This window comes from Marinobacter koreensis (assembly GCF_023156285.1).
In the GTDB taxonomy this organism is placed as follows: domain Bacteria; phylum Pseudomonadota; class Gammaproteobacteria; order Pseudomonadales; family Oleiphilaceae; genus Marinobacter; species Marinobacter koreensis.
Map to the genome: position 1 here is coordinate 391418 of NZ_JAKZAJ010000004.1, position 22321 is coordinate 413738.

General features: G+C 61.1%; 17 protein-coding genes. 11 read left to right on the forward strand and 6 right to left on the reverse strand.

The window, feature by feature from the left end; genetic code table 11:
• Position 1 precedes the first annotated feature (1 nt).
• Entirely contained in the window at positions 2-1411 is a 1410-nt protein-coding gene (argH, locus tag MLD04_RS13140) for an argininosuccinate lyase (protein WP_248159104.1), read from the forward strand.
• A 23-nt stretch (positions 1412-1434) separates the two neighbouring features.
• Here argH and MLD04_RS13145 read toward each other — a convergent pair whose 3' ends face one another.
• On the reverse strand, positions 1435-3879 hold the full coding sequence (locus tag MLD04_RS13145; protein ID WP_248159107.1) for an EAL domain-containing protein: 2445 nt from the start codon (positions 3877-3879) through the stop codon (positions 1435-1437).
• 132 nt (positions 3880-4011) lie between these two features.
• Here MLD04_RS13145 and MLD04_RS13150 point away from each other — a divergent pair, with 132 nt between their 5' ends.
• The 7 genes from MLD04_RS13150 to MLD04_RS13180 all read left to right on the forward strand — a co-directional run bounded on the left by MLD04_RS13150 (position 4012) and on the right by MLD04_RS13180 (position 12467).
• Positions 4012-6864 carry a class I adenylate cyclase gene (locus MLD04_RS13150; RefSeq protein WP_248159110.1) on the forward strand — a complete coding sequence of 951 codons (2853 nt, stop codon included), beginning with the start codon at positions 4012-4014 and terminating at the stop codon, positions 6862-6864.
• Between the two features lie 69 nt (positions 6865-6933).
• A complete protein-coding gene (gene lptM / locus MLD04_RS13155) occupies positions 6934-7098 on the forward strand; it encodes an LPS translocon maturation chaperone LptM (protein ID WP_008940544.1) in 165 nt (54 codons plus the stop codon).
• Between the two features lie 31 nt (positions 7099-7129).
• The gene (gene lysA / locus MLD04_RS13160; RefSeq protein WP_248159116.1) at positions 7130-8380 is read left to right on the forward strand and encodes a diaminopimelate decarboxylase; all 1251 of its coding nucleotides are present in this window, start codon (positions 7130-7132) and stop codon (positions 8378-8380) included.
• Between the two features lie 14 nt (positions 8381-8394).
• The gene (dapF, locus tag MLD04_RS13165) at positions 8395-9309 is read left to right on the forward strand and encodes a diaminopimelate epimerase (protein ID WP_248159118.1); all 915 of its coding nucleotides are present in this window, start codon (positions 8395-8397) and stop codon (positions 9307-9309) included.
• A gap of 17 nt (positions 9310-9326) precedes the next feature.
• A complete protein-coding gene (locus MLD04_RS13170; protein WP_248159119.1) occupies positions 9327-10073 on the forward strand; it encodes a DUF484 family protein in 747 nt (248 codons plus the stop codon).
• A gap of 1 nt (position 10074) precedes the next feature.
• The gene (gene xerC / locus MLD04_RS13175; RefSeq protein WP_248159120.1) at positions 10075-11025 is read left to right on the forward strand and encodes a tyrosine recombinase XerC; all 951 of its coding nucleotides are present in this window, start codon (positions 10075-10077) and stop codon (positions 11023-11025) included.
• A 26-nt stretch (positions 11026-11051) separates the two neighbouring features.
• Positions 11052-12467: a GGDEF domain-containing protein gene (locus MLD04_RS13180; protein WP_248159121.1), complete on the forward strand. Its 1416-nt coding sequence runs from the start codon at positions 11052-11054 to the stop codon at positions 12465-12467.
• Here MLD04_RS13180 and MLD04_RS13185 read toward each other — a convergent pair.
• Positions 12461-12694 (reverse strand): DUF2789 domain-containing protein, encoded by a 234-nt coding sequence (locus MLD04_RS13185; RefSeq protein ID WP_248159123.1) that lies wholly within the window; start codon positions 12692-12694, stop codon positions 12461-12463. The two genes, MLD04_RS13180 and MLD04_RS13185, sit on opposite strands and share 7 nt — an antisense overlap.
• A 92-nt stretch (positions 12695-12786) precedes the next feature.
• Between MLD04_RS13185 and MLD04_RS13190 the strand changes: the two genes are divergently transcribed.
• Positions 12787-15573, forward strand: coding sequence for an ATP-binding protein (locus MLD04_RS13190; RefSeq protein ID WP_248159125.1), 2787 nt, complete (start codon positions 12787-12789; stop codon positions 15571-15573).
• 8 nt (positions 15574-15581) lie between these two features.
• Here MLD04_RS13190 and MLD04_RS13195 read toward each other — a convergent pair whose 3' ends face one another.
• The gene (locus tag MLD04_RS13195) at positions 15582-15947 is read right to left on the reverse strand and encodes a hypothetical protein (RefSeq protein WP_248159126.1); all 366 of its coding nucleotides are present in this window, start codon (positions 15945-15947) and stop codon (positions 15582-15584) included.
• 203 nt (positions 15948-16150) lie between these two features.
• On the opposite strand from MLD04_RS13195, the gene MLD04_RS13200 reads away from it, so the two are divergent.
• Complete coding sequence (locus tag MLD04_RS13200) at positions 16151-16765, forward strand: hypothetical protein (RefSeq protein ID WP_248159127.1); 615 nt, start codon at positions 16151-16153, stop codon at positions 16763-16765.
• A gap of 16 nt (positions 16766-16781) precedes the next feature.
• Positions 16782-18989 carry a patatin-like phospholipase family protein gene (locus MLD04_RS13205; RefSeq protein ID WP_248159128.1) on the forward strand — a complete coding sequence of 736 codons (2208 nt, stop codon included), beginning with the start codon at positions 16782-16784 and terminating at the stop codon, positions 18987-18989.
• A gap of 10 nt (positions 18990-18999) precedes the next feature.
• On the opposite strand, the gene MLD04_RS13210 is transcribed toward MLD04_RS13205, so the two are convergent.
• The 3 genes from MLD04_RS13210 to MLD04_RS13220 all read right to left on the reverse strand — a co-directional run bounded on the left by MLD04_RS13210 (position 19000) and on the right by MLD04_RS13220 (position 22262).
• Positions 19000-19674, reverse strand: coding sequence for a GntR family transcriptional regulator (locus MLD04_RS13210; protein ID WP_248159129.1), 675 nt, complete (start codon positions 19672-19674; stop codon positions 19000-19002).
• A 78-nt stretch (positions 19675-19752) separates the two neighbouring features.
• Positions 19753-21183: a cardiolipin synthase gene (gene cls / locus MLD04_RS13215; RefSeq protein ID WP_248159133.1), complete on the reverse strand. Its 1431-nt coding sequence runs from the start codon at positions 21181-21183 to the stop codon at positions 19753-19755.
• On the reverse strand, positions 21183-22262 hold the full coding sequence (locus MLD04_RS13220; protein WP_248159135.1) for an AraC family transcriptional regulator: 1080 nt from the start codon (positions 22260-22262) through the stop codon (positions 21183-21185). Before MLD04_RS13220 ends, cls begins: the two co-directional genes overlap by 1 nt.
• Positions 22263-22321: the final 59 nt, after the last annotated feature.

The window sequence follows — 22321 nt, forward strand, 5'->3', positions numbered from 1 at the left end:
CATGACGGATCAGAAAAAGTCTGACCAGACCACATCCTCCGAAAAACCCTGGGGCGGGCGCTTCAGCGAGCCCACCGATGCCTTCGTCGAGCGATTTACCGCCTCTGTCGGGTTTGACCAGCGGCTGTATCACCATGACATCACCGGCTCCATCGCCCACGCCACCATGCTGGCGGAAGTTGGCGTGCTGACCACCGATGAGCGGGATCAGATCGTGGAGGGCCTGAAAGCGGTCAAGGCCGATATCGAGGCTGGCGCGTTCCAGTGGTCGGTCAGCCTTGAGGATGTCCACATGAACATCGAGGCCCGCCTGACCGACCGGATCGGCATCACCGGCAAGAAACTCCATACCGGACGCAGTCGCAACGACCAGGTTGCCACCGATATCCGTCTGTATCTGCGGGACGAAATCGACGTCATCGCCGAAGAGTTGCGGCGCCTGCAGACGGGTCTGCTGGATCTGGCCGAGCGGGAAGCCGATACCATCATGCCCGGTTTCACCCACCTGCAGACGGCCCAGCCGGTGACCTTCGGCCATCACTTGCTGGCCTGGTACGAAATGCTGGTCCGTGACGGTGAACGGCTCCAGGATTGTCGCAAGCGGGTCAACGTGATGCCCCTGGGTGCCGCGGCTCTCGCGGGCACTACCTATCCCATCGATCGTGCCATGACGGCCCGTCTGCTCGGTTTTGACCGGCCGACCGAGAACAGCCTCGATTCGGTGAGCGACCGGGATTTTGCCATCGAGTTCTGCAGCTTCGCAGCCCTGCTGATGACCCACCTGTCCCGTTTCAGCGAGGAACTGGTGCTCTGGACCTCCGCCCAGTTCGACTTCATCGATCTGCCGGACCGGTTCTGCACCGGGTCATCCATCATGCCGCAGAAGAAAAATCCGGATGTGCCCGAGCTGGTGCGCGGCAAGACCGGCCGGGTGAACGGCCACCTGATCAGCCTGCTGACCCTGATGAAAAGCCAGCCGCTGGCGTACAACAAGGACAACCAGGAGGACAAGGAGCCGCTGTTCGATACCGTGGATACCATCAAGGGTTGTCTCAAGGCCTACGCCGACATGATCCCGGCGATTCGCGCCAAGGCGGATAACATGCGGGTGGCGGCCAAGCGCGGCTTCTCGACGGCTACCGATCTGGCCGACTACCTGGTCAAGAAGGGTGTGCCTTTCCGGGATGCCCACGAGATCGTCGGAAAGTCCGTGGCCTTCGGGGTTGCCGAAGGCCGGGATCTGTCCGACATGACGCTGGAGGAACTCCGTCAGTTCTCCGACGTGATCGGTGAGGATGTCTTCGATGTCCTGACGCTCGAGGGATCCGTGCAGGCTCGCGATCACCTCGGCGGCACGGCTCCCGACCAGGTCCGGGCAGCGGTTGCCCGGGCCCGCGCCCAGCTCGGCTGAGCGATGGACGCCGGGCGTCTCGGCTAGCCGCCGATGCGCCCGGTGGTGAGATCAACGGCGGCGGGGGTGAGGGCATCCAGCGGCTGTGGCCGGGACAGGCGGAACCCCTGGCCGAAATGAATGCCGAGCGTTCGTGCCTTGCGTAACGCGTCGTCGTTCTCAATGAAGGTGGCAACGGTATCCTTGCCCGCTGCTTCGGCAATCCGGTGCAAGGCCTCCACCATAACCTGCTGGACCGGGTCGTCCTCCAGGTGGTCCATCATCTGACGGTCGAGCTTGATGATGTCCACCGGCAATCGGGCGGCAAGCCGATAGCTCTCGACCGACGCCCCGGCGCCATCCAGCGCAACCCGGCACCCGACCCGGTGCAAGGCATCGCACAGTACGGAAACATCATCCGGGTACTGGGTGGCATGGGCCTCCCGGATCTCCACGCAGAAACACTCCGGTGCAAAGGGAGACCGGGCCAGTTCCGCTTCCATGAAATCCGCGAACGAGTCGTCCAGCACGCTCGCCAGCGACAGGTTGAATCCGCAGTATTTCAGTCGTGGTTCCAGCAGACGGTGGCCGTTCAGCCACTGAAGGGTCTGCCGTATTACCTGTCGATCCAGTCGTTTGGCAAGGTCGAAACGTTCCGCCACCGGCAGAAATTCATCCGGGTGCAGGACGGGGGCGTTGTCATCGCCGCCGGGAACCCGGCAGAGGATCTCGATGTGGTCGCCCCAGGTAGCACTGGCGACCGGCTTGAGCGTCTGGTATTCGAGCACCAACTCTCCCTGGGCAAGGGCCTGGCGAATCTGCTCCAGGCGCTGGGTCGTCACGGTGTCGTCCAGTGCTTCGGTCAGGGCGTTCGCTGCATGGATCCGATTGCGTCCGGAAGTTTTCGCTGTGTGGCAGAGGTCCGCCGCCTGGCTGAGCAGTTCCTCCGGGTCGCGGGGCTTGTCGCCCTCCATGATCAACAGCCCGCCACTGGCGGTGGTGCTGAGTTTCTGTCCCTGCCAGTCGAAGACAAAATTCCGGATCAGTTCGAGGATGCTCTGGGCAATGTCCCGCGCCTTGGCTTCGGGGCAGTTTTCGATCAGTAGTGCAAAGGTGTCTCCCGACAGCCGGGCCAGCGCGTCGCGCTGGCGCACCCGGACGCCGAGGTTGCCTGCCAGTTCACGCAGATAGCGGTCACAGGTGCCGCTGCCGGCTATGTCGTTGAAACGCTCGAAGTCGTCCAGGTCCAGATAGAGCAGGCTGTCACAGGATTCACGGTGAGTCTTCTGTTCCAGGGTCCTCAGCAGCCGGGCGATGAATTCCCGGCGATTCATCAGGCCGGTGACCGGGTCATGCCGGGTGTGGTACTCGCTGCTACCGGCATGCTGGACCTGGTTGTCGATGTTCCGCCCGACCTGGACCGCCCCGAGTGTTTCCCCGTGACTGTTGGTAATCCGCTGGTAATGGAATTCGTGGACCGGTAAGTCCCGGTTCTGCTGCGCAAGGGGCATTTCCACCACAAAGCCGCCTCGATCGAAAGCGCGTTGCCACAGGCGTTCGATCAGCCGGCGTTCATTGGGGAAGTCCTCCAGAAGCTCCAGCAGGTTGTCGCCGGGGGTCGGGGTCTGCCCGAACACGCTGGCAAACTGGCTGGCGTAGGGATAATTGCAGTGCAGCAGTGTCAACCGTGTATCCACCGCCGCCACCAGATCGGGCGTGGCTTCACCGGTAGCCGCGAGCAACTGCGTTGCCCGTTCCAGTGCCTGTTCCTGCTCCATGGCGGCCGTCTGGTTGATCAGTGTACCCACCAGACGCTGAATACGGCCCCCCTGTTTGATGGGGCGGCCAGTCAGTGTCATGCGCTTGAGGGTCTGGCGCGCGGTGAGTATGTTCAGGTCGAGATGGAAGGGTTGACCGGTCCGTACGCACCGTCGGAACAGTGCCCGCACCCGGGCCTGCCCGGTCTGGCAGTAGAACAGCGCCTGTTCCGGCGTAATCCGCGTGCTGGTTCGCAGGGCCAGCTGCTGGTACATGCCGTCGGTCCAGAACATCTCGTTGCTGGCGATGTCGAGTTCCCAGAGACCAAACTCGGCCAGGCTTTCGGCGGATTTGATCAGGCCCGGGTCCATGCCTGAAATGTCACGAGGCGTTATGGTGGCGCTGGCGGCCTGGTCAGAATCCCGGCTCGCTTGCCTGAGGCTGAGTTCGGCGGTAAAGAAGAATCCTTCCTTGTGCCGGAACGTCAGCAGCACCCGCTGACCGTCTTCGATCAGGTGTCGATTGGCTGTGGCGAAAGGATCATCCTGTCGTGAAGCCAGAATCCGCTGGACCGGCTGCCCTTCGAGTTCGCCGGATTCGTAGCCGAGCACCGCCTCGCAGCTCGCCGCGGCCTGCATGACGGTGCTCTCGTCGTCAATACGCAGCAGAACGCTCCGTTCCTCCAGGTGCTGCTGGTCTGAGCGGTAACGTCGAATCAGGAACTCTCTCACGTCGGGTATGCCTCGAATTGCCAGCGGTGCACGGTTTGGACCGATGCCGCTTTTATTTTTTTGTCGGTTTTGCCACGATTCGATCATCATACTGATACTGTCGCGGAAAAGAACCATTGTGCCGGAGTCGCCTTGAATCGCCTCACCCCCGCTATTGCCCTGGATTTCGAAGAGGGCATTGATCGCAAGACCCTGCGTCGACTCCGCGACCGGTTTCTGCATGTCAATCAGCAGCGCTGGGAACGCGCCCGTTCAGCGTTGACCTACCGCCAGCAAAGTGTGATCGAGATCCTGCCGCTGGCCTTCCACCTGAACCATCCGGCCCTGCCCGGCTACCAGGATGGCGATTGCCCCTTCGGTCTGAGCCACTATCAGCCGACCCCGGAGACCCTGAATACTGCCCGGCGTCTGGCCCGGACCTTTACCCTGCGGGACCAGGGCAAGCGACAGTCCGATCTCCAGGCCATCTTCCTGATGGGAAGTCCCGGTACTCTGGGGCATTCCGTGGCGAGCGACCTGGATGTGTGGCTTTGCCATCGCCCCGATCTCCCGGAACGGGGCCTTCGCTGCCTGGAACGAAAGGCGGAGCGCCTGTCTGCCTGGGCCGCCGAACTGGGTGTCGAGCTGCACGTGTTTGTCTTCAGTGCCGAAGACTGGCGCTCCGGTCGGCAAAGGGTGGAGGTGACCGGCGAGAACTGCGGCAGTGCCCAGCACTACCTGCTCCTGGACGAGTTCTATCGCACCAGTATCCATCTTGGCGGGTGTTACCCGATGTGGTGGCTGGTCCCGGCAAAGGAGGAAGCGCGTTACGACGAGTGCATGCGCTACCTGGTGGACTGTCGCTTCGTTAAAGGGAGCGAGTACATTGATTTCGGGCCGGTGCCTTCCATTCCCGAGGAGGAGTTCCTCGGGGCCGGTGTCTGGCAGTTGTACAAGGGCATTGATGCGCCCTGGAAGGCAATCCTGAAGCTGCTGTTGATTGAGTGTTATGCCCAGACCCCTCAATGGCCTCTGCTGTCTCTGGAACTGAAGCAGGCGATTTTCGACGGCCGGGTGGATGCCGACGAACTGGATCCCTACGTCATGCTCTACCGTCGGTTATCGGGCTGGCTGAATGAGGCTGGCGCAGAAAGCCGTCTGGACCTGGTTCGCCGCAGTCTCTATCTCAAGGCGGGCCTGCCGCTCAGTCGCGCCGCCCAGGACGGAGATCGCTGGCGGGTCCGTTTGCTGTCGGGGCTGGTGGAGCAGTGGGGATGGACCGAATCCGAGTTAAAGCAACTGGATGACCGTCAGCGCTGGCGGGCTGAAGAGGTTGCCATCCTGCGCCGAACGGTGGTCTCCGAGCTGACCCACAGTTACCGCCTGCTGTCCCGGATGGCCCGGGAGCATGGATCCCGCGCGGCGATCAGTGAGGGTGATCTGAATCTTCTGGGGCGCAAGCTTTACGCGGCCTTCCAGCGGAAAGCCGGCAAGGTCGAACTGGTCAACCCGGGGCTGGCGCCGTCGCTGGCGGAAGAAAATCTGTCGTTTCACCATCAGTCCGAGCAGGGGTCTGCGGGTAACGGCTGGCTCCTTTTCCGTGATCTCGAAGACCCGGCGGATGCCTTCTGGAAGCCGGTCATCCGCCGTTCTGGCAACCTCAGCGAACTGATGGTGTGGTGTTATTGCAACGGTCTCCTGACCCGTTCGACCCGGCTCAACGTGCGGGCGGGCCCCGGTATTGCGTCGGTTCATGAGTTGCGAGAGATACTGGATGCGCTGACGACCTTTCTGCCGCTTCCGATTGAACCGGCGGATCGTTCAGCGTTGTCCCGGGGTGTCTGCCCCCTGCGTCACCTGTTGATCGTCAATGTGGGTGTGGATCCCCAGGCCCACCTGACCGAAAAGGGACTCCACAAGCTCAGTGCCCGGCACGATTCGCTGGGATTCAGTGGGGGACGGGAGAATCTGGTCATTACCATCGACCAGGTTTCGTTCAACAGTTGGCACGAAGTCAGTCTCCAGCATTACGCCGCTGGTGACACCCTGGTCCAGTGCCTCAAGAACGTGCTTGCGGCGAGTGCCCTGAACCCCGGGGCCCTGCCCGAGATTCAGGTGCACAGCCATAGCCGGGGGCACGGTACCGCCATCGCCCGTCGGGTACGAGAGCTCTTTGACGATGTCCTCGGGCGTTTCTTTGCCGGCGGCGCCGGGCCGCATCCCCTGCGGTACGTTATCGAAATGGATCGTCGTTATTTTCTGCTCCAGTTCAGTGGGAAGGAGCCGGGATTCCAGGCCTTCGACAACAAGTCGGCCCTTCTGGAGGCGCTTGCGGCGCCGCAGGACAGCTATCTGCCCATTGTGTTTGACAGGCACGCCCTGGTCGAGGATCCACTTCTGCGGGCGGCCTGTGAGGCCAGCGAGCCGGACACCATTCAGGTGTTCTACCGCCTGGCAGGTACCCGGGCTGATCTGTGGGTCCTGGACGAGCGGGGGTCGCTGACCCAGACGACACAGCCCGTCCAGAGTCGGCGCTATCTTCTGCTGCCGATGATGCGCTTTCTCGATAATCTGGTGGAGCGTCGTATGTTGCGCCATCCCGATGCGCCAGTGGCGCTGGCCTCGGTTCGGGCCTATGAGCTGGTCAATCGCGATGGTCGATGGCTTGCCGAGCCCCGGCCCCATCGGGATGCGGGTCTGCCCCTGCCCGGGTTCGAAGTCCAGGCCGTTGGCGTACTTGAAGGGGATGAGCGTCTGAACTTCGACATTTTCTGCGGCGATCAGGAATTCACCGTCGAAGAATACGGTGACCGGCTGGTTCCGGCAGTGGCGCACTACATCCGGTCCCAACGGAGAAGCGACGAGCCCTATCCGATCTACCTCACCGACCTCCATCTGCCTCACGACCTGGATCCCCAGGTTTACCAGCAGGATATCCAGACCAGTCAGTATCTGGCCTATCGAAGAAGTCTCGAAGAGGCGCTGAATCGCCATCTGGCGACCTGACGGCTCCATCTCGCCCGTGAGTGCCGGTCTCAGGTATACTGCCGCCAAAGACACTTGCGAGGGGCACTCATGCGTGTTCGGGGAATTGCGATCTTTGCTCTGCTGTTGCCGTTGCTGATCTCTGGCTGTGGCCAGAAAGGTCCGCTCTACCGGGAGCAGGGCCTGTCGAAAGACGCCCTGCAGGCGGTCGGCGCCGACCAGTCGAAGGCCGACCAGAAGCAGGACACGGAATAGCTCGCACCTTCGCCAACGAATCAGGAAATCCATGGATCATTTCAATTACCGAAACGGTGAACTCTACGCCGAAGAGGTCCCGGTCAGTCGCATTGCCGAGCAGTTCGGTACGCCGGCGTACGTCTATTCCCGCGCCACGCTTGAGCGCCATTACCGTGCGTATGATGAAGCGCTCAGTGGGCGTCCCCATCTGGTTTGTTATGCGGTCAAGGCCAACAGTAATCTGGCGGTCCTGAACGTGCTTGCCCGTTTGGGTGCGGGGTTCGACATCGTATCGGCGGGTGAGCTGGAGCGGGTTCTCCGGGCTGGCGGCGATCCCGGCAAGGTGGTGTTTTCCGGCGTTGGTAAACAGGAGTGGGAAATGCGGCGCGCACTCGAAGTCGGCGTGCGATGTTTCAACGTGGAGTCCGACACCGAGCTGGATCGCCTGAATCGGGTGGCCGGCGACCTGGGGGTCAAGGCGCCGATTTCCCTGAGGGTCAATCCGGATGTGGACGCCGGCACGCACCCCTACATCTCCACCGGCCTGAAAGAAAACAAGTTCGGCATCGACATTGCCGAGGCGCCTGCGGTCTACGCCCGGGCGGCCGGTATGGCCAATCTGGAAATCCACGGCGTTGATTGCCACATCGGTTCGCAACTGACCTCGGTCTCGCCCTTCCTGGACGCCCTGGATCGGGTTCTGGTCCTGATTGACAGTCTGGCTGAGCAGGGCATCGAGATCCGGCATCTGGATATGGGCGGCGGACTGGGGGTCACCTATGACCAGGAACAGCCACCCCAGCCTTCAGAGTATGTGAAAGCCCTGGCCGAGCGGTTGGGCGATCGGTCGCTTGAGCTGGTTCTGGAGCCGGGGCGGTCTATTGCCGCCAACGCCGGTATCCTCGTGACCCGGGTGGAGTTCCTGAAATGCACGGAACATCACAACTTCGCCATCATTGATGCCGCCATGAATGACCTGATCCGGCCAGCGTTATACAGTGCCTGGCAGTCGATCATTCCGGTGCAGCCGCGGCAGGACGTCGAAGAAAAACGCTGGGATCTGGTCGGGCCGGTCTGCGAAACCGGTGATTTCCTGGGCAAGAACCGCGAGCTCCGGCTTCAGGCGGGCGACCTGCTGGCGGTGAGATCCGCCGGTGCCTACGGCTTTGTCATGAGCTCCAATTACAACACCCGAAACCGTCCGCCTGAACTGATGGTGGACGGCGACCAGGTGCACGTGGTCCGGCGCCGCGAGACGCTTGAGGACCAGTTGGCGCCCGAATGTTCGCTGCCAGAATGACGGAGGATCGGGAGATGAGCCAGCAGCGACGGGGACAGGGGCCAACTTTGCGATTTACCAAGATGCACGGTCTGGGTAACGACTTCGTGGTGATTGATGCCATCAGTCAGCCGTTCCGGTTGCGCCCGGAGATGATCCGGGACCTGGCGGATCGTAATTTTGGCATCGGATTCGACCAGTTGCTGGTGGTGGAGCCTCCCGGATTGCCGGACGTTGATTTCCGTTATCGGATATTCAATGCCGATGGTTCCGAGGTTGAGCAGTGTGGCAATGGTGCCCGGTGTTTCGCCCGCTTCGTGCGGGATCAGCGGCTGACCAACAAGAAGATCCTGCGGGTACAGACTGCCAAGGGAGTGATTGAACTACGGGTAGGGAAGGATGGCTCTGTCCGGGTGAACATGGGCGTGCCGGAACTCAATCCGCCGGCCATTCCCTTTGCCGCAGACCGCCGAAAAGACGTGTACACGGTGGATGTGGCCGGTGAAACGGTCGAGATGAGCGCTGTCTCCATGGGCAATCCCCACGGGGTGCTGGTTGTCGATGACGTGGACCAGGCGCCCGTGGAAACCCTCGGGCCTCAGCTGGAGCGTCATCCCAGGTTCCCGGCCCGGGCCAACATCGGCTTTCTCCAGATCATCGATCGGACCCACGCCCGTCTGCGTGTATTCGAAAGAGGCTCCGGAGAAACCCTCGCCTGTGGCAGTGGCGCCTGTGCCGCCGTGGTGGCGGGCAGGCTGAGGGGCTTGCTCGACAGTCGCGTGGAAGTGGAATTGCGGGGCGGGAAACTGGTGATCGAATGGCAGGGCGAAGGGGCCCCTGTTATGATGGAAGGCCCTGCCACGACAGTATTTGAAGGGCAGTTGCGACTTCCCGGTGATAACAATGCCCGGCGCCGTAAAGGTGGGCGGGCCCATAAGCAACGGTCCTGACAGTTCGGGAGAACACGATGACAGACCAGACGGTCCGCAAGAAGGCCGAGGAACTCACGCCGGAACAGGTTGCCGATTACCTTCGGGCCAACCCTGATTTCTTCATGGGCCAGGATGAGTTGCTCCGCAGTCTCACGCTGCCCCATGACAGTGGCCGCGCCATTTCGCTGGTTGAGCGCCAGGTCCATCTTTTCCGGGAGCAGCGGGACACCCTGCGCCGGGAGTTGGTAGAGCTGGTTTCCATCGCCCGGCATAACGATCGTCTGTTCGAGAAGAGCAAGCGGTTGCTGATGCAGGTGATTGAAGCCCGCACCCTCAATGACATGGCCTCAGCGATCGACGACAGTATCCGTGGCGATTTCGGCCTGGATGCGGCCTCGGTCCTGCTGTTCACGGATCAGGCATTGCCCGATGCCTCCCAGGGGGCTTTGCACGTGGTTGCGCCCGACCTTGCCCGGGAGCGGCTCGGGGCATTACTGGACGGCGAGCGCGCCGTTTGTGGCCAGTTCCGCGAGAGTGAGCGCGCATTTCTGTTCCCGGACCGGGAGGAACCGATCGCTTCTGTTGCCCTGGTGCCCCTGCGTAACGAACACCTCGTTGGTGTCTTTGCGGTCGGTAGCTGTGAGCCGGGTTACTTTGACCAAAGCATGGGATCGCTGTTCCTGAGTTATATCAGCGATACCCTGAGCCGCCTGCTGCCTCCGATGGTTCAGCGCCACGTCTCGGCGGCGCCCGTAACCGATATGTCCCTGGAGTCCCGATAGCGTGTCCGCCCGGCAGGACCCTGCAACGCCACCGAACACACTGGTGCGGCCGGTGGAGGCGTTTGTTGAGCACCTGTCGTCCGAGACCCGCCACTCACCGCGCACCTGCGACAATTATCGCCGTGACCTCGCCCGTCTGACCGACTGGTTGTCGGCATCCGGCGTGCAGGAATGGCATCAGCTGCTGAGCCATGACGTCAGGCGTTACGTGGCTGAGCTGAGCCGGCAAGGCCTGAACGGTCGCAGTATCGCCCGCCATCTTTCCGCCATCCGCCGGTTTTTTGATTTTCTCCTGCGGGAGCGGTTGGTGACCGATAATCCCGCACTGGATATCCGGGCCCCTAAAAGCGGGCGGCGTTTACCCCGCGTCGCCGACGTCGATCAGTTGAGCCAGTTGCTGGACGCCTCGCCGGACGATCCGCTGGAAGTGCGGGACGTCTGCATGTTCGAGCTGATGTATTCTTCCGGACTGCGGCTGGCCGAGCTGGCGGGTCTGGATCTGGCCGCCGTGGACATGCGTGGCGCGGAGGTCCGGGTTCTGGGTAAAGGCAACAAGGAACGAATTCTGCCGATCGGCACCAAAGCGCTGGAAGCTCTGGAACGTTGGCTGGGCGTGCGTTCGTCGCTGGCCGGAGAGGGGCAGCCGGCGGTATTCGTCAGTCGCCGTGGCGATCGTCTCAGTCGCCGGAGTATCCAGGCCCGGCTGGCCCGCTGGGGCCTGGTGAAGGGCGCCGACCAGAAACTGCATCCACACCTGCTCCGGCACTCGTTCGCCAGCCACGTGCTCGAGTCCAGTGGCGACCTCCGGGCGGTTCAGGAGTTGCTGGGCCATGCGGACATCGCCACAACCCAGGTCTACACGCACCTCGATTTCCAGCATCTGGCTCGTGTTTATGATCAGAGTCACCCCCGGGCCCGGCGGAGCCGGTATGATGAGCCTGAGCAATCCTGACTGAATGGACACAAAGGAAGCATTCAATGGCATCGGACCAGTCCTGGAAGGAAAAGTACCTTCGGGAACTCGATAAAGCAGACGCCAGAGAGAAACAATGGCAGTCTGAGCGAAATACCCTCGAGAGAATGCTGGTCCGGACCAGTCTCGCCTCGGAAGGCCAGACTCCTGAGCTGGATCGTCTGCTGGCCCGTATCCGCAAGGATCTTCGCAAGAAAAAGGTCAATGTCGAGACCTGGCGGGAACTCCAGGAACAGATTGACCGGGAGATTACCCTGCTCGATGAACGGTCAGGTAACCGGGCATCCCCGATTCCCCCGACCACGTCCCCATCCAGCACTGCCGCGCCGGGAGATTCCACCGATCTTGAGGATCGTACCAACCGGCTCAGGATTGCGAGGCGGGTGGGGCAGTTGCTCGGGCAGATGCTGACCCAGGTCTCTCTCGATCCGGCGGCCGAGGCCCAGGCCCGCCTGCTCCAGAAGTCGCTGCTGTCCAGCGATAACTGGGATGAACTCCGGGAGGGGCTGAATCAGGTAGCCGAACTGGTCATTGAGGCCGTTACCCGGAGCAAACGGGAATTTGAAACATTTCTGAAGCGGCTTGACGAGCGTCTGGAACTCCTTCGTCAGCATTTTGCGGTGCAAACCGAAGCCCAACATGGTCGGCAGGATGCCACCGATTGCCTGGACCGGGAAATCCGGGCCGAACTGGATAAGGTGAGTGACCGGTTGCGGAGCAGTGACGATCTGCAGGACCTCAAGGCTTCAGTCAGCGATCATCTTGAGTCGGTCCTTGGGGTATTGGACAGGTTCCGAAGCCAGGAATCGGAACGGGAAAAAGTGCTGGCGGAACAGCTGGGGGCGATGCAGGAAAAGGTGGCGGCGATGGAAGCGCACTCCGAGCAGATGCAGGAGCAGGTCCGCAAGGAGCGCGTTCGGGCGATGACCGATCTTTTGACCCAGTTGCCCAACCGCGAAGCCTGGCAGGAGCGCCTCTCCTTTGAATTCAATCGATGGCAACGTTACCAGCACCCGCTGACCATCGCCGTTCTCGATATCGACCATTTCAAGCGGGTCAACGATTCCTACGGGCACAAGGCGGGGGACCGGGTTCTGCAACTCGTCGCCAGGGAACTTCAGCAACGGCTCCGGAATACGGATTTTATTGCCCGGTACGGCGGCGAGGAATTCGTTGCCCTGTTTCCGGAGACGACGGCGGAGGACGCCCGCCAGGTGCTGGATTCATTGCGGGATTATGTCGGGAAGCTGCCCTTTCATTTCAGTGGTGAGCCGGTTCGTATCACCGTCTCGGTGGGGGTGTCGCCCTTTGGCGCTGGTGATTCTGCCGATCAGGTCTTCGATCGTGCGGATCGGGCACTCTACCAGGCCAAGGACGCAGGTCGGGATCAGATCAAGGTGGATGATCCGGCCGCTCAATGACGCATCATAGCGTCGAGCTCATCGATGATTTCCGCCCAGTCGCTGTCGTCTTCGAGGCCTTCTTCCAGGAAGTGGGACTGACTTTCCGACCAGAACGGAGCGTCCTGTATCGCTATCTCCCGGGGCAGTGGTGAATGCCGGGCCACGAAGGTTTCTATGCTGCCCGCGTCCGAGGGCATGCCGAGTTGCTCGAAGAGTGTGCTGAGCGAGTGTTTGCTGGTATCCATGGAGTATCTCCCTGTAACCTTGGCCTAACTGAAATGGTATGTGATTGCGGGTATTGTTCCCTGAAATTTAGCGGATCCCCGGAGGATATCCAGTGAGGGCTTTCCTTTACAGCCTGGTCACCTGTTACCTGCTTGCGCTGGCCCCCGGCTCAGTGCTCGCGGACCCGCCGCAGCCCTCTCCCGCGCCGGTTCTCGGTGAGGCCGACCTGCAGTGGTTGCAGCAGCAGGAGCGGTTTGTGATCGGGGTGCGCAGCGGTCAGGTTCCCCTGGTTTTCGACACCGGCAATGGCGTTCTCGCCGGCACTTACATCGATTACCTGGCCAGGTTGTCGGACAAACTCGGTGTGCCGGTGGATCCCGTCATTCTCGACGACCAGACCGGTGAGCCGGTCGAGGCTGGCAGTCCCCGTCCGGATGCCATCCTGACCACCTACGCGCCGGGAACCCGTGTTCCGGACGGTCAGCGTTTTACCAAACCGCTGATGAGCCTGACCTATGGCCTGTTCATAAACGCCGGGGATGCCGGTATCCAGTCCCTCTCGGACCTGGAAGGTGGCCAGATTGCGATCCTTGCCAATGATCCCAACCAGTACACCATGCTGGATCCGGTGGATGAATTCCACCCGGTACCGGTCACCGGCGTTGGCGAAGCGGTCAGCAGCGTCCTTTCCGGTCGGGCCCAGGCGTTTGTGGGACCGGTGCCGGTGGTGTCCGATTACCTCCAGTCCGCGATGATCAACGGCATCGGACTTGCCCGTCTCCTGGACGACAAGCCCGTTGATGTGGTGCTTCAGGTACCCGGCAAGAAGCGTCAGTTGCTGCGGGTGCTCGACAGTGCCGTGGCGGCGATCAGTCATACCGAACACCGGGTGATTCGTCAGTCCTGGCTGCAAACCGATGTCCGGTCCCTGGAAACCAACGGTTTGGAGCTGTCCGCGTCCGATCTCGATTGGCTCAAGAATCACCAGAATCTACGCGTGGCCTTTCGCTCCGACTGGCCGCCTTTCGAATTCGATCAGGACAGCCGACCCACCGGTCTTGTGCCGGATCTGATCAGCCACCTCGAATCCCAACTCAATGTCCGGTTCAACCGGGCCACTATCGACAGTCGTGCCGAAGCGGAACACAAACTTGAGGATGGAGAACTGGATATCCTCCCGGGATTGTCCAAGACCCCGCGGACCGAAAGCCGGTTTCTGTTTACCCGCCCGTACCTGAGTGTCCCGATTGTCCTGGCCATCCGGGACGACGGTCGGTTCATCGGTGACCTGCGGGAACTGCGGGATGAAAAGGTCGGGGTGGTAAACGGCCATGCGGCCCACGATTACATGCTCATCAATCACCCCAACCTGAACCTGTATCCGGTGGATAACGTTGAGGATGGCCTGTTGGCACTGTCCAACGGGGATCTGGATGTGATGGTCACCCACATTCCAGCGGTCAGCTACACGGTGGCCCGCCTGGGCCTGTCCAACCTGAGGATCACGAGCATCACTCCGTATCAGTACGACCTGCGACTGGCGGTGCGCAAAAGCAATCCGGAGCTGCTTCGAATCCTGAACAAAGCCCTGGCCAGTCTGGACAGCGCAGAGACCGAAGCCATCTATAATCGCTGGATTCACCTCGACATTGAACAGGAAACCGATTACACGGTGGTCCGGCGGGTGGTGCTGATCGCCATCGTTGTGGTGCTGATTTTCCTCTACTGGAACCGAAAGCTGTCCCGGGAGGTCGATGAACGTATCCGTTCCGAGAATGCCCTGCGTCGCAGTGAGGATGAATTGCGGGCGGCCAAGCTGGAGGCGGAACGCCTGGCCCGGGAGGCAGAGGCCGCCAGCCGTTCAAAAAGTGAGTTCCTGGCCAACATGTCCCACGAAATCCGGACCCCCATGAATGCGGTGATCGGTTACAGCGATCTGTTGAGCAATTCGGTTACAGACCCCCAGCAACGCAACTATCTGGATGCCATCCGCGCCGGCAGCCGCAGCCTGCTGATGCTGATCAACGACATTCTGGATCTGTCCCGGATTGAAGCCGGGAAGATGCGTCTGGACTATTCGGCGGTCTCGGTCCGGCGGCTGCTCGGGGATGTCCGGCACATCTTTGACCTGCGCGCCAGAGAGCAGGGGATTACCCTGGAAGTCAGTGTCGATTCCGGGATGCCTGCCGCGATGATGCTGGATGAAACCCGCCTGCGTCAGGTGCTGTTCAATCTGGTTGGCAACGCCATCAAGTTTACCCATGAAGGAGGGGTGACCGTACGTGCCACCGCCACACCGATAGAGCCGGACGAGGCCTCTGCCGAGCGCCAGTATTGCCGACTGACGGTCACGGTTCAGGACTCCGGGATCGGCATTGCCCCCGACCAGCAGGAACGGATCTTCGATGCCTTCGAACAGCAAGAGGGGCAGAATACCCGTCGTTATGGTGGAACAGGCCTGGGGCTTGCCATCAGTCGTAAACTGGCCCAGATGATGGGTGGAGAGCTGTCGGTCGAGAGCGAGGAAGGGGTTGGTTCGGTGTTCACGGTGATTCTGCCAGAGGTTGAAGTCGCAGTAGAGTTGGCCGGTGACGAGGACGGCGAGCCCAAGGAGGAGGAGCGACTACTGGCGCAGACTCTGAGCATGCAGGAGCGGGGCTGGTTGAGGGAGCAGTTGGCCCGGGACTTCGGCGACGAGTGGCAGACGGTGCGGGAAAGCGGGGATCCGGAACAGATGAAAGATTTTGCCCGTCGGCTGATCGCATGGGGCCAGAGGCACCGTTCGCCCTCGGTGACGCGTTATGCCGAGAAGTTGCTGGCGGATGTGGATGCGTTCAACCTGGACGCCGTCAACAGCGCCCTGGAATCGTTCCCGAAATTACTGGGCCGAAAAACCTGATCCGCCGGTCAGAGGCAGTCGAACTGCGACCGACGGTCAAAGGCGATGGATACCATGTCGTAGCCGGACTCGGACAGGTGGCGGATAAGCTCCCGGTCCTTGAGCAGTGTCATGCAGGCTTTGTGGACGTTGGCCTGTAACTGCTCGGTGGGAGGCTCGCCGGCGGCGAATCGGAAGTCGACGATCAGGTATTTCCGATCAATGGACGCCGAGACGGGGATGTCCTGGCGTTCGACGCTTTCGTAGCCAATGTAGGTGATCTTGTTTTGAGGAAAGACCTGGCTCATCAGAACGTCGATGTTCTCCGCATGACTGGCGGAGGCCCAGAGCAGCAGCATCGCCGCGACGGTACGAGTAACGTATTGGAGGGTCATATACCGACTCCCTGGCAGGTTTCCAAATCTATGTAACAGAGTGTAACGCTACGTTACTGGAGATTATCGCAGAGAGTGTCGCATTTTGCGCGACGTGTTGCAGGAATTTTTCAATTGTTTGCACTCCGGATACAGTTCCGGAAAGCGCCGGCCGGCGAGCGATCAACTATTATTATCAGACAGGAAGGGATGGGGAGAGAGTCATGTTCCAGCTGGTTTTCAAAGGTGAATGTGTCCCGGGGACGGACGAACAGACGGCCCGCAATAACGCCCGGGCACTGTTCAAGGCGACGGTTGACCAGGTTGAGCGTATGTTCAGCGGCAGCCCGGTCGTCATCCGGAACAAACTCGAGGAGGCCCAGGCGGAAAAATACCAGGCCGTTCTGAAAAAGCACGGTATGGTGGCCTATGTGCAGCCAATGGCAGGCAGCCAGGCCCCGCAGCCATCGGCAGCCGGTTCGGAACAACCGGCATCGAATCCCTCAAACCCGACACCAGCGCCCGATCGCCCGGCCGCCCAGCCTGCCAGTGAGAAGTCATCCGGCCAGGCAGTGGAGGTGGAGCCCGGCGATCGGCTTCCCGTGGCCGGTGAGAAAGTCGACGATATCCTGTCGCAGTCCGGTCTGAAACTGGATCCGGCGGGTGTCACCCTGGTGGAGCACGAAGAGGTCGAGCCGCCGATGTTTGAACACATCGATGACTGGAGCCTCGCGCCTGCAGGTTCGGACCTGGGTGTTGAGCGGGATCTGCCGCCGCCGATGGTTCCGGATGTATCGCATTTGTCCCTGGCGGATGACGACGATCGGGACAAGCACTGAGCGAAAGGTCAACGTCATGCGGGCACTGTCAGTGCTGATCCTTGCAGCCCTCTGTGGGCTTTATTCTGCCTGCCTGCTCGCCGCGGAGCACGAGCGACCCCGGGTCGGACTGGTCCTCAGCGGCGGCGGTGCCAAGGGAATGGCCCACGTGGGCGTCCTCCGGGTGCTGGAAGAGATGCACATTCCGATCGACGTGGTGGTCGGGACCAGCGCCGGCTCGGCGGTTGGAGCCCTGTACGCATCGGGTATGTCGGTCGCCGAGATCGAACAACGCTTTATCGATATGGACTGGCTGTCCAGTTTCCGGGACGATCCGGGCCGTCTGTACAAACCCATCCGTCGCAAGGAGGATGAGTGGCGGTTTCCGGTCACGCCGGGCCTGGGTCTGCGTCTGGATGGCTTTCATGTGGGAGGGGGGATTGTTGCCGGACAGAACCTCGGCTTCATTCTCAACGAGCTGACCCGCAGCGCCGCACTGGTCGAAGATTTTGATCGCTTGCCCATTCCTTTCCGGGCGGTGGCAACGGACCTGGCCACGGGAGACCAGGTGGTTATCGGCAGCGGCGATCTTGCCGAAGCCATTCGGGCGAGCATGAGTATCCCGGGCGTCTATAGTCCGGTGGAGCGCGACGGCCGCCTGCTGGTGGACGGGGGCGTGGCCAACAATCTGCCCATCAGCGTGGCGCGCCAGATGGGCGCGGATGTGATCATTGCGGTCGATATCACCGATCCGCTTAAAGACACCAACAAGCTCAAGGAAGCCTTTTCGGTGGTCGGGCAACTGACCACAATGCTGACCCGGCGCAACACCGACCAGCAGCTGAAACTTCTGGATAACAACGACGTTCACATCCAGCCCGATCTCAAAGGGCACACCTCGGCGGATTTCTATCAGGCCCCTGTACTTTTCGAATTGGGCGCGTCAGCAGCCCGGAAGCATGCCGTTGAACTTGAACCGCTGTCTGTTTCACCCACTGCCTGGACCGCCTACAAGGCCGGGATGGCGTCCCGGAATTTTGGTGCCTCCGGTCCGATTGACCGAATTGACATCGAAAGCTCCAGGACCCTGGCGCGGGATTTTATCCGCGAACGCATCCGACAGGATTCCGGCGAACCGCTGGATATCCCGCGGTTGGAGGAAGATCTCAAGCGTATCTACGGGCTCGGCTACTACGAGACGGTGTCCTATTCCCTGTCTCCTTCGTCGTCCGGAACCGTCCTGAGAGTGCAGCCCAAGGAGAAATCCTGGGGGCCGAACTATCTCTCTTTCGGGCTGAACTACGAGGATAATTTTGATGGTGAGACCCATTTCAACCTGGCTACCTCATTGCGGGCAACCGAGCTGAACCGGCTTGGCGGCGAGTGGCAGACCGGCATCCAGCTGGGCACCGAGCCCTGGGTGCGCAGCCAGTGGTACCAGCCACTCGGATTCGGCTATGACCGTTTCGTGATACTCGGTGGCCAGTATTCCCGGAACAGTTATGCCATCTACGGGGAGGGTGGCGAACAGGTGGCGGAAGTGGATGTCAGCGCCCGAAGCGCCGATCTGTCGCTGGGGATGGAGTTGGGTGGCGATGCGGAAGTCCGGCTGATCTATAGCCGGGGTTACGCGACGGTGAATCAGCAGATCGGGGCATCCGTTGCTCCGGACGATGCCATCCACCAGGGTAACGTCCAGTTGAGGCTGGTCCACGACTCCCTGAACGACGGTTCCTATCCGACCGATGGCAGCTTCGCGGGCCTGAAGGCCAAATTTGAACGGGAGGATCTGGGATCGGACCGTCACTTTGACTCGGCCACTACCATGCTGCTGGGCGCGGGTGATTGGAAAGGCTTTACGGTGACCGGACTGGTCTTTGCGGAGGATGTGCTGCGCGGCGAATCGGGGATCGAGAACCAGGTTCGCCTGGGCGGGTTCCGACGCCTTTCGGCCTACGCTCCGGGCGAAATTACCGGCGAGAGCGCCGCCATGGGTGCGGTGTATGCGAGTCAGCGGTTTGGCGGACCGATCATGCCCTGGTTTGCCGGTGCCGGCTTCGAAGCGGGTAACGCCTGGTCCTCCCTGAGCGACGCGAGCTGGGGTGGCTCGGTCAAATCCTGGAGTCTGTTCGCCGGCATCGACACCTTTGTCGGTCCGGTTCAGCTGGCTGGCGCCTACAATACGGAAGACAACTGGACGGCTTACCTGAATATCGGGTTTTCCTTCACCCAGCTGTTCTACTGAGCTATCGGCTTCAGGCCGGTTTCTGCTCTCGCGTGATGGCCTCCAGAACCTGCTGGCACTGTTGAAGGGCGTAGCGATGCAGGATGGTCGCGAGATGCTCTTCATCCCGCTCCCGGATGGCATCAATCGATTCGCGCATATGGGCCAGGTTGTCCTCGAGGACCCGGTTTCCGCCATTCTGGAAGGCGACAAACGCGCAGCGACGGGCGGAGGGCCACAGATCTTCGATCGCGGTGACAATGAAATAGTTGTCGGCGTAGGCCAGCGACGCCTGGGTGTATTCGATGCCCAGCTCCAGGAACGTCATCAGGTCGTTTTTCTCGAAGCTGGTCTTCATGCGCTGGTACAGGGATTCGAGGCGATCCATGTCGTCCTGCTGCCAGTTTCGAACCAGCTTCCGGCCGGTGTGCGTGAGGTACAGTTCCAGGGTTTCGTAGAGACTGCGGACGAAGAAGTCATCCAGTGGCGTGACGAAGGCGCCCTTGCGCGGAACGCTGCGGACGAGGTGCCGTTTTTCCAGCAGTAGCAGTGCTTCGCGGATCGAACCATGACTGACATCCATTTCTTTCGCCATCGCACCCTCATAGATACGTTCGCCTGACCGGAGCTGTCCGAACGCAATCCGGTTCTCAAGGTGACGGGCGACCTGTTCGGTCAGGGTTTCTCGCGGCTTGAAAGCATTCATGGTGATATCTACTGCGTGGTTATGATTGTTGACCGCATATTCGCACAGAGCAGCGTGGCGGGGCCAGTCTGTTACCGCTTACAAAAGGGGCGCGCTGAGCCGAATGGCCCGGCAGGCCAGCCGGAACAGGATCGATCGGTCCCGGTAGTCGCTCTCCGTCATCAGCCGGCAGTTCCGCAGGTCGTCCCTGAGCATCTCCTCCACCTCGGCGACAAATCGGCTATCGGTCATGATGGCTGAAATCTCGAAGTTCAGTCGCATCGAACGATTGTCCAGGTTGGCCGTTCCGATAGCCGCGTAGCGATCGTCAACGAGAATGACCTTCTGGTGCAGGAAGCCGGGCTGGTAGCGGTAGATGCCGATCCCGGCCTGGCAGGCCTGAACGAGGTAGGAGTAAGCCGCCAGCTTGACCAGGTGGCTGTCAGGGGTTTCGGGGATCAGGATACGGACGTCGATGCCCCGCAGAGCCGCGAGCTGCAGTGCGTTCATGATCTGGAAATCCGGTACGAAATACGGGGACGCAATCCAGATGCGTGAGCGCGCATTGTTGATGCAGTTCAGGAAAAACAGGGTGCAGGTTTCCCAGGAGTCTGCCGGGCCGGTGGGCAGGATCAGGATGTCCTCCTCACCCGCCGGTCGTTCTCCGGTGCTCCAGTCCAGGGCTGGAAGCTCATCACTGGCCCAGTTCCAGTCCTCCAGCCAGGCCAGTTGAAGGCCGGCGACCGCGGGGCCTTCAATCCGGCAGTGGGTGTCCCGGAGCGGGGCCTGCTGCAGGGCCGTCCCCAGATACTCGTCGCCCAGATTAATGCCGCCCACGAAGCCGACGCGGCCATCGCAGACCAGCAGTTTGCGATGGTTCCGGAAGTTGATCTGGAAACGGCGCCGCCGGATATTGCCATCACCAAAGGACGCCACCCGGGCGCCGGCGTCGGACAGTTCCCGGAGATACCTGCGCGGCAGCCACACGCTGCCAATGTCGTCGTACAGGAACCACACCTCGACGCCCTGAGCCAGTTTGCGTTCCAGGATCGATTTGATGCGCTGTCCGACCCGGTCGGAGCGGACGATATAGAATTCCAGGAGGATGTAGCGGGTGGCGTCTTCCATGGCCTCGAAAAGCGCCTCGAAGGTCGCCTCTCCGTCTCGCAACAGGGTGCATTTGTTGCCGCTGGTAAACGGTTGCCGTCCCAGTTTGCACAGGACCTGCAGTTCGTCGTGAAAACGCTGGTCACCGGGTGACGGTATCGACGTGGTTTGTTGTTCGAAGCGGCTCAGCAGGCCGGTCAGCGACTGATCGCCCATACGCCGGGCCTTGATGTAGCCGCCGAACCGGTAGCGACCGATGAGGAGAAAGAGCGGCACCGTGAGATAGGGCAGTCCCAACAGGCCCACGATCCAGGCGATTGCCCCCTGAGATGTGCGGTAGGTCAGCAGTATACGGTAAATACAGGCCAGGGCTCCGAGATAGAGCAGACCAACGGCGATGGCAACCAGGGAGACATGTTCCATTAGCGGTCGGTCTCTCCATTCACGGGCGACGAGTCGTTGTTCTGATGCTCAGCCCGATACTGGGCAGGGCCGATGCCGGTCCAGCGCTTGAAAGCGCGACTGAACGCAGAGAGCTCGGAAAAGCCCAGGAGGAAGGCGATTTCACCAAGGGCGTACTGGTCTGCCGCGACATAGCGAAGCGCCTTATCCTTGCGGACCCCCTCCACCAGATCGTGAAAGCTCAGGCCCTCCTTCTTGAGCTTCCGGTACAGGGTCTGGCGACTCATATGACATTGACGGGCCAGGGTATCCGCGTCGATCCGGTCGGTCGCCATCTGCTTTGAAATAAGTCGCCGGATCCGTCGGCCGAACGAGCGGCGGGTCTGCAGTTTGGCCAGTAGCACGTTCACCTGTCTCAGCACCGCGGAATAGACGTAGGGATTGCGATGCGGGATGGGGTGGGCGAGGTGTTTGCTGTGAAAGGCCAGCCGGGTTACTTCGTGGTTGAAAGACACCGGGCCGCCCAGCAACTTCTCGTACTCGTCGGCGTAACCTGGCTGACTGTGCGCGATTTCCGCCCATTCCGCCCGGATGCCCCGGTGAATGAAATGTCGGGTGCGGCTCAGGGCTGCCGCCAGGGTCCGATCCATGTCCTGACGGCAGTAATGGGCTGGTGAGTCGGGCTGCCAGGTCAGAATCGCGAGCCCGTCCCGCTGTTCGAAGGTGAGAAACACCGATTCGTTGACCAGCCGATGCAGGCGAACATACTGGGTTACTGCCTCTCCGAGGGTGTCGCAGTTGAAGAAGACGTGGCCCACGAGTCCCATTCGTTCCGGGTCCACGACCTGTCCTGCATGAAGGCCGATCGCAGGATCCCCGGTAAGCTGCTCGGCGTATTCCCACAGCCGGTAGTGGGCATCTGCGGGTACCCGCCGGTCCGGATCTTCCAGTTCTGACAGCGTCAGGCCGGTCAGATCAGACACCTGTTTCTCCACCAACAGCCCCTGTTGATCCAGGTAGTGGACCAGCGCCAGTGTGCTGGAAGCGGCGACCCCGGGGACGCCGGTCGTGGAGATGGAATCAGCCTGCGCGGAGTTCACGTCCTTCCTTCGGAAAATTAACAGCTTGTCATGGTTGCTGATACAAAATGTCAAGTGTA

Bases quoted from the DNA above. Each gene is read 5' to 3' on its own strand.
- argH (WP_248159104.1), top strand. From the start codon at position 2: ATGACGGATCAGAAAAAGTCTGACCAGACCACATCCTCCGAAAAACCC.
- lptM (WP_008940544.1), top strand. From the start codon at position 6,934: ATGCGTGTTCGGGGAATTGCGATCTTTGCTCTGCTGTTGCCGTTGCTG.
- lysA (WP_248159116.1), top strand. From the start codon at position 7,130: ATGGATCATTTCAATTACCGAAACGGTGAACTCTACGCCGAAGAGGTC.
- dapF (WP_248159118.1), top strand. From the start codon at position 8,395: ATGAGCCAGCAGCGACGGGGACAGGGGCCAACTTTGCGATTTACCAAG.
- MLD04_RS13170 (WP_248159119.1), top strand. From the start codon at position 9,327: ATGACAGACCAGACGGTCCGCAAGAAGGCCGAGGAACTCACGCCGGAA.
- MLD04_RS13180 (WP_248159121.1), top strand. From the start codon at position 11,052: ATGGCATCGGACCAGTCCTGGAAGGAAAAGTACCTTCGGGAACTCGAT.
- MLD04_RS13185 (WP_248159123.1), bottom strand. From the start codon at position 12,694: ATGGATACCAGCAAACACTCGCTCAGCACACTCTTCGAGCAACTCGGC.
- MLD04_RS13195 (WP_248159126.1), bottom strand. From the start codon at position 15,947: ATGACCCTCCAATACGTTACTCGTACCGTCGCGGCGATGCTGCTGCTC.
- MLD04_RS13200 (WP_248159127.1), top strand. From the start codon at position 16,151: ATGTTCCAGCTGGTTTTCAAAGGTGAATGTGTCCCGGGGACGGACGAA.
- MLD04_RS13205 (WP_248159128.1), top strand. From the start codon at position 16,782: ATGCGGGCACTGTCAGTGCTGATCCTTGCAGCCCTCTGTGGGCTTTAT.
- MLD04_RS13210 (WP_248159129.1), bottom strand. From the start codon at position 19,674: ATGAATGCTTTCAAGCCGCGAGAAACCCTGACCGAACAGGTCGCCCGT.
- cls (WP_248159133.1), bottom strand. From the start codon at position 21,183: ATGGAACATGTCTCCCTGGTTGCCATCGCCGTTGGTCTGCTCTATCTC.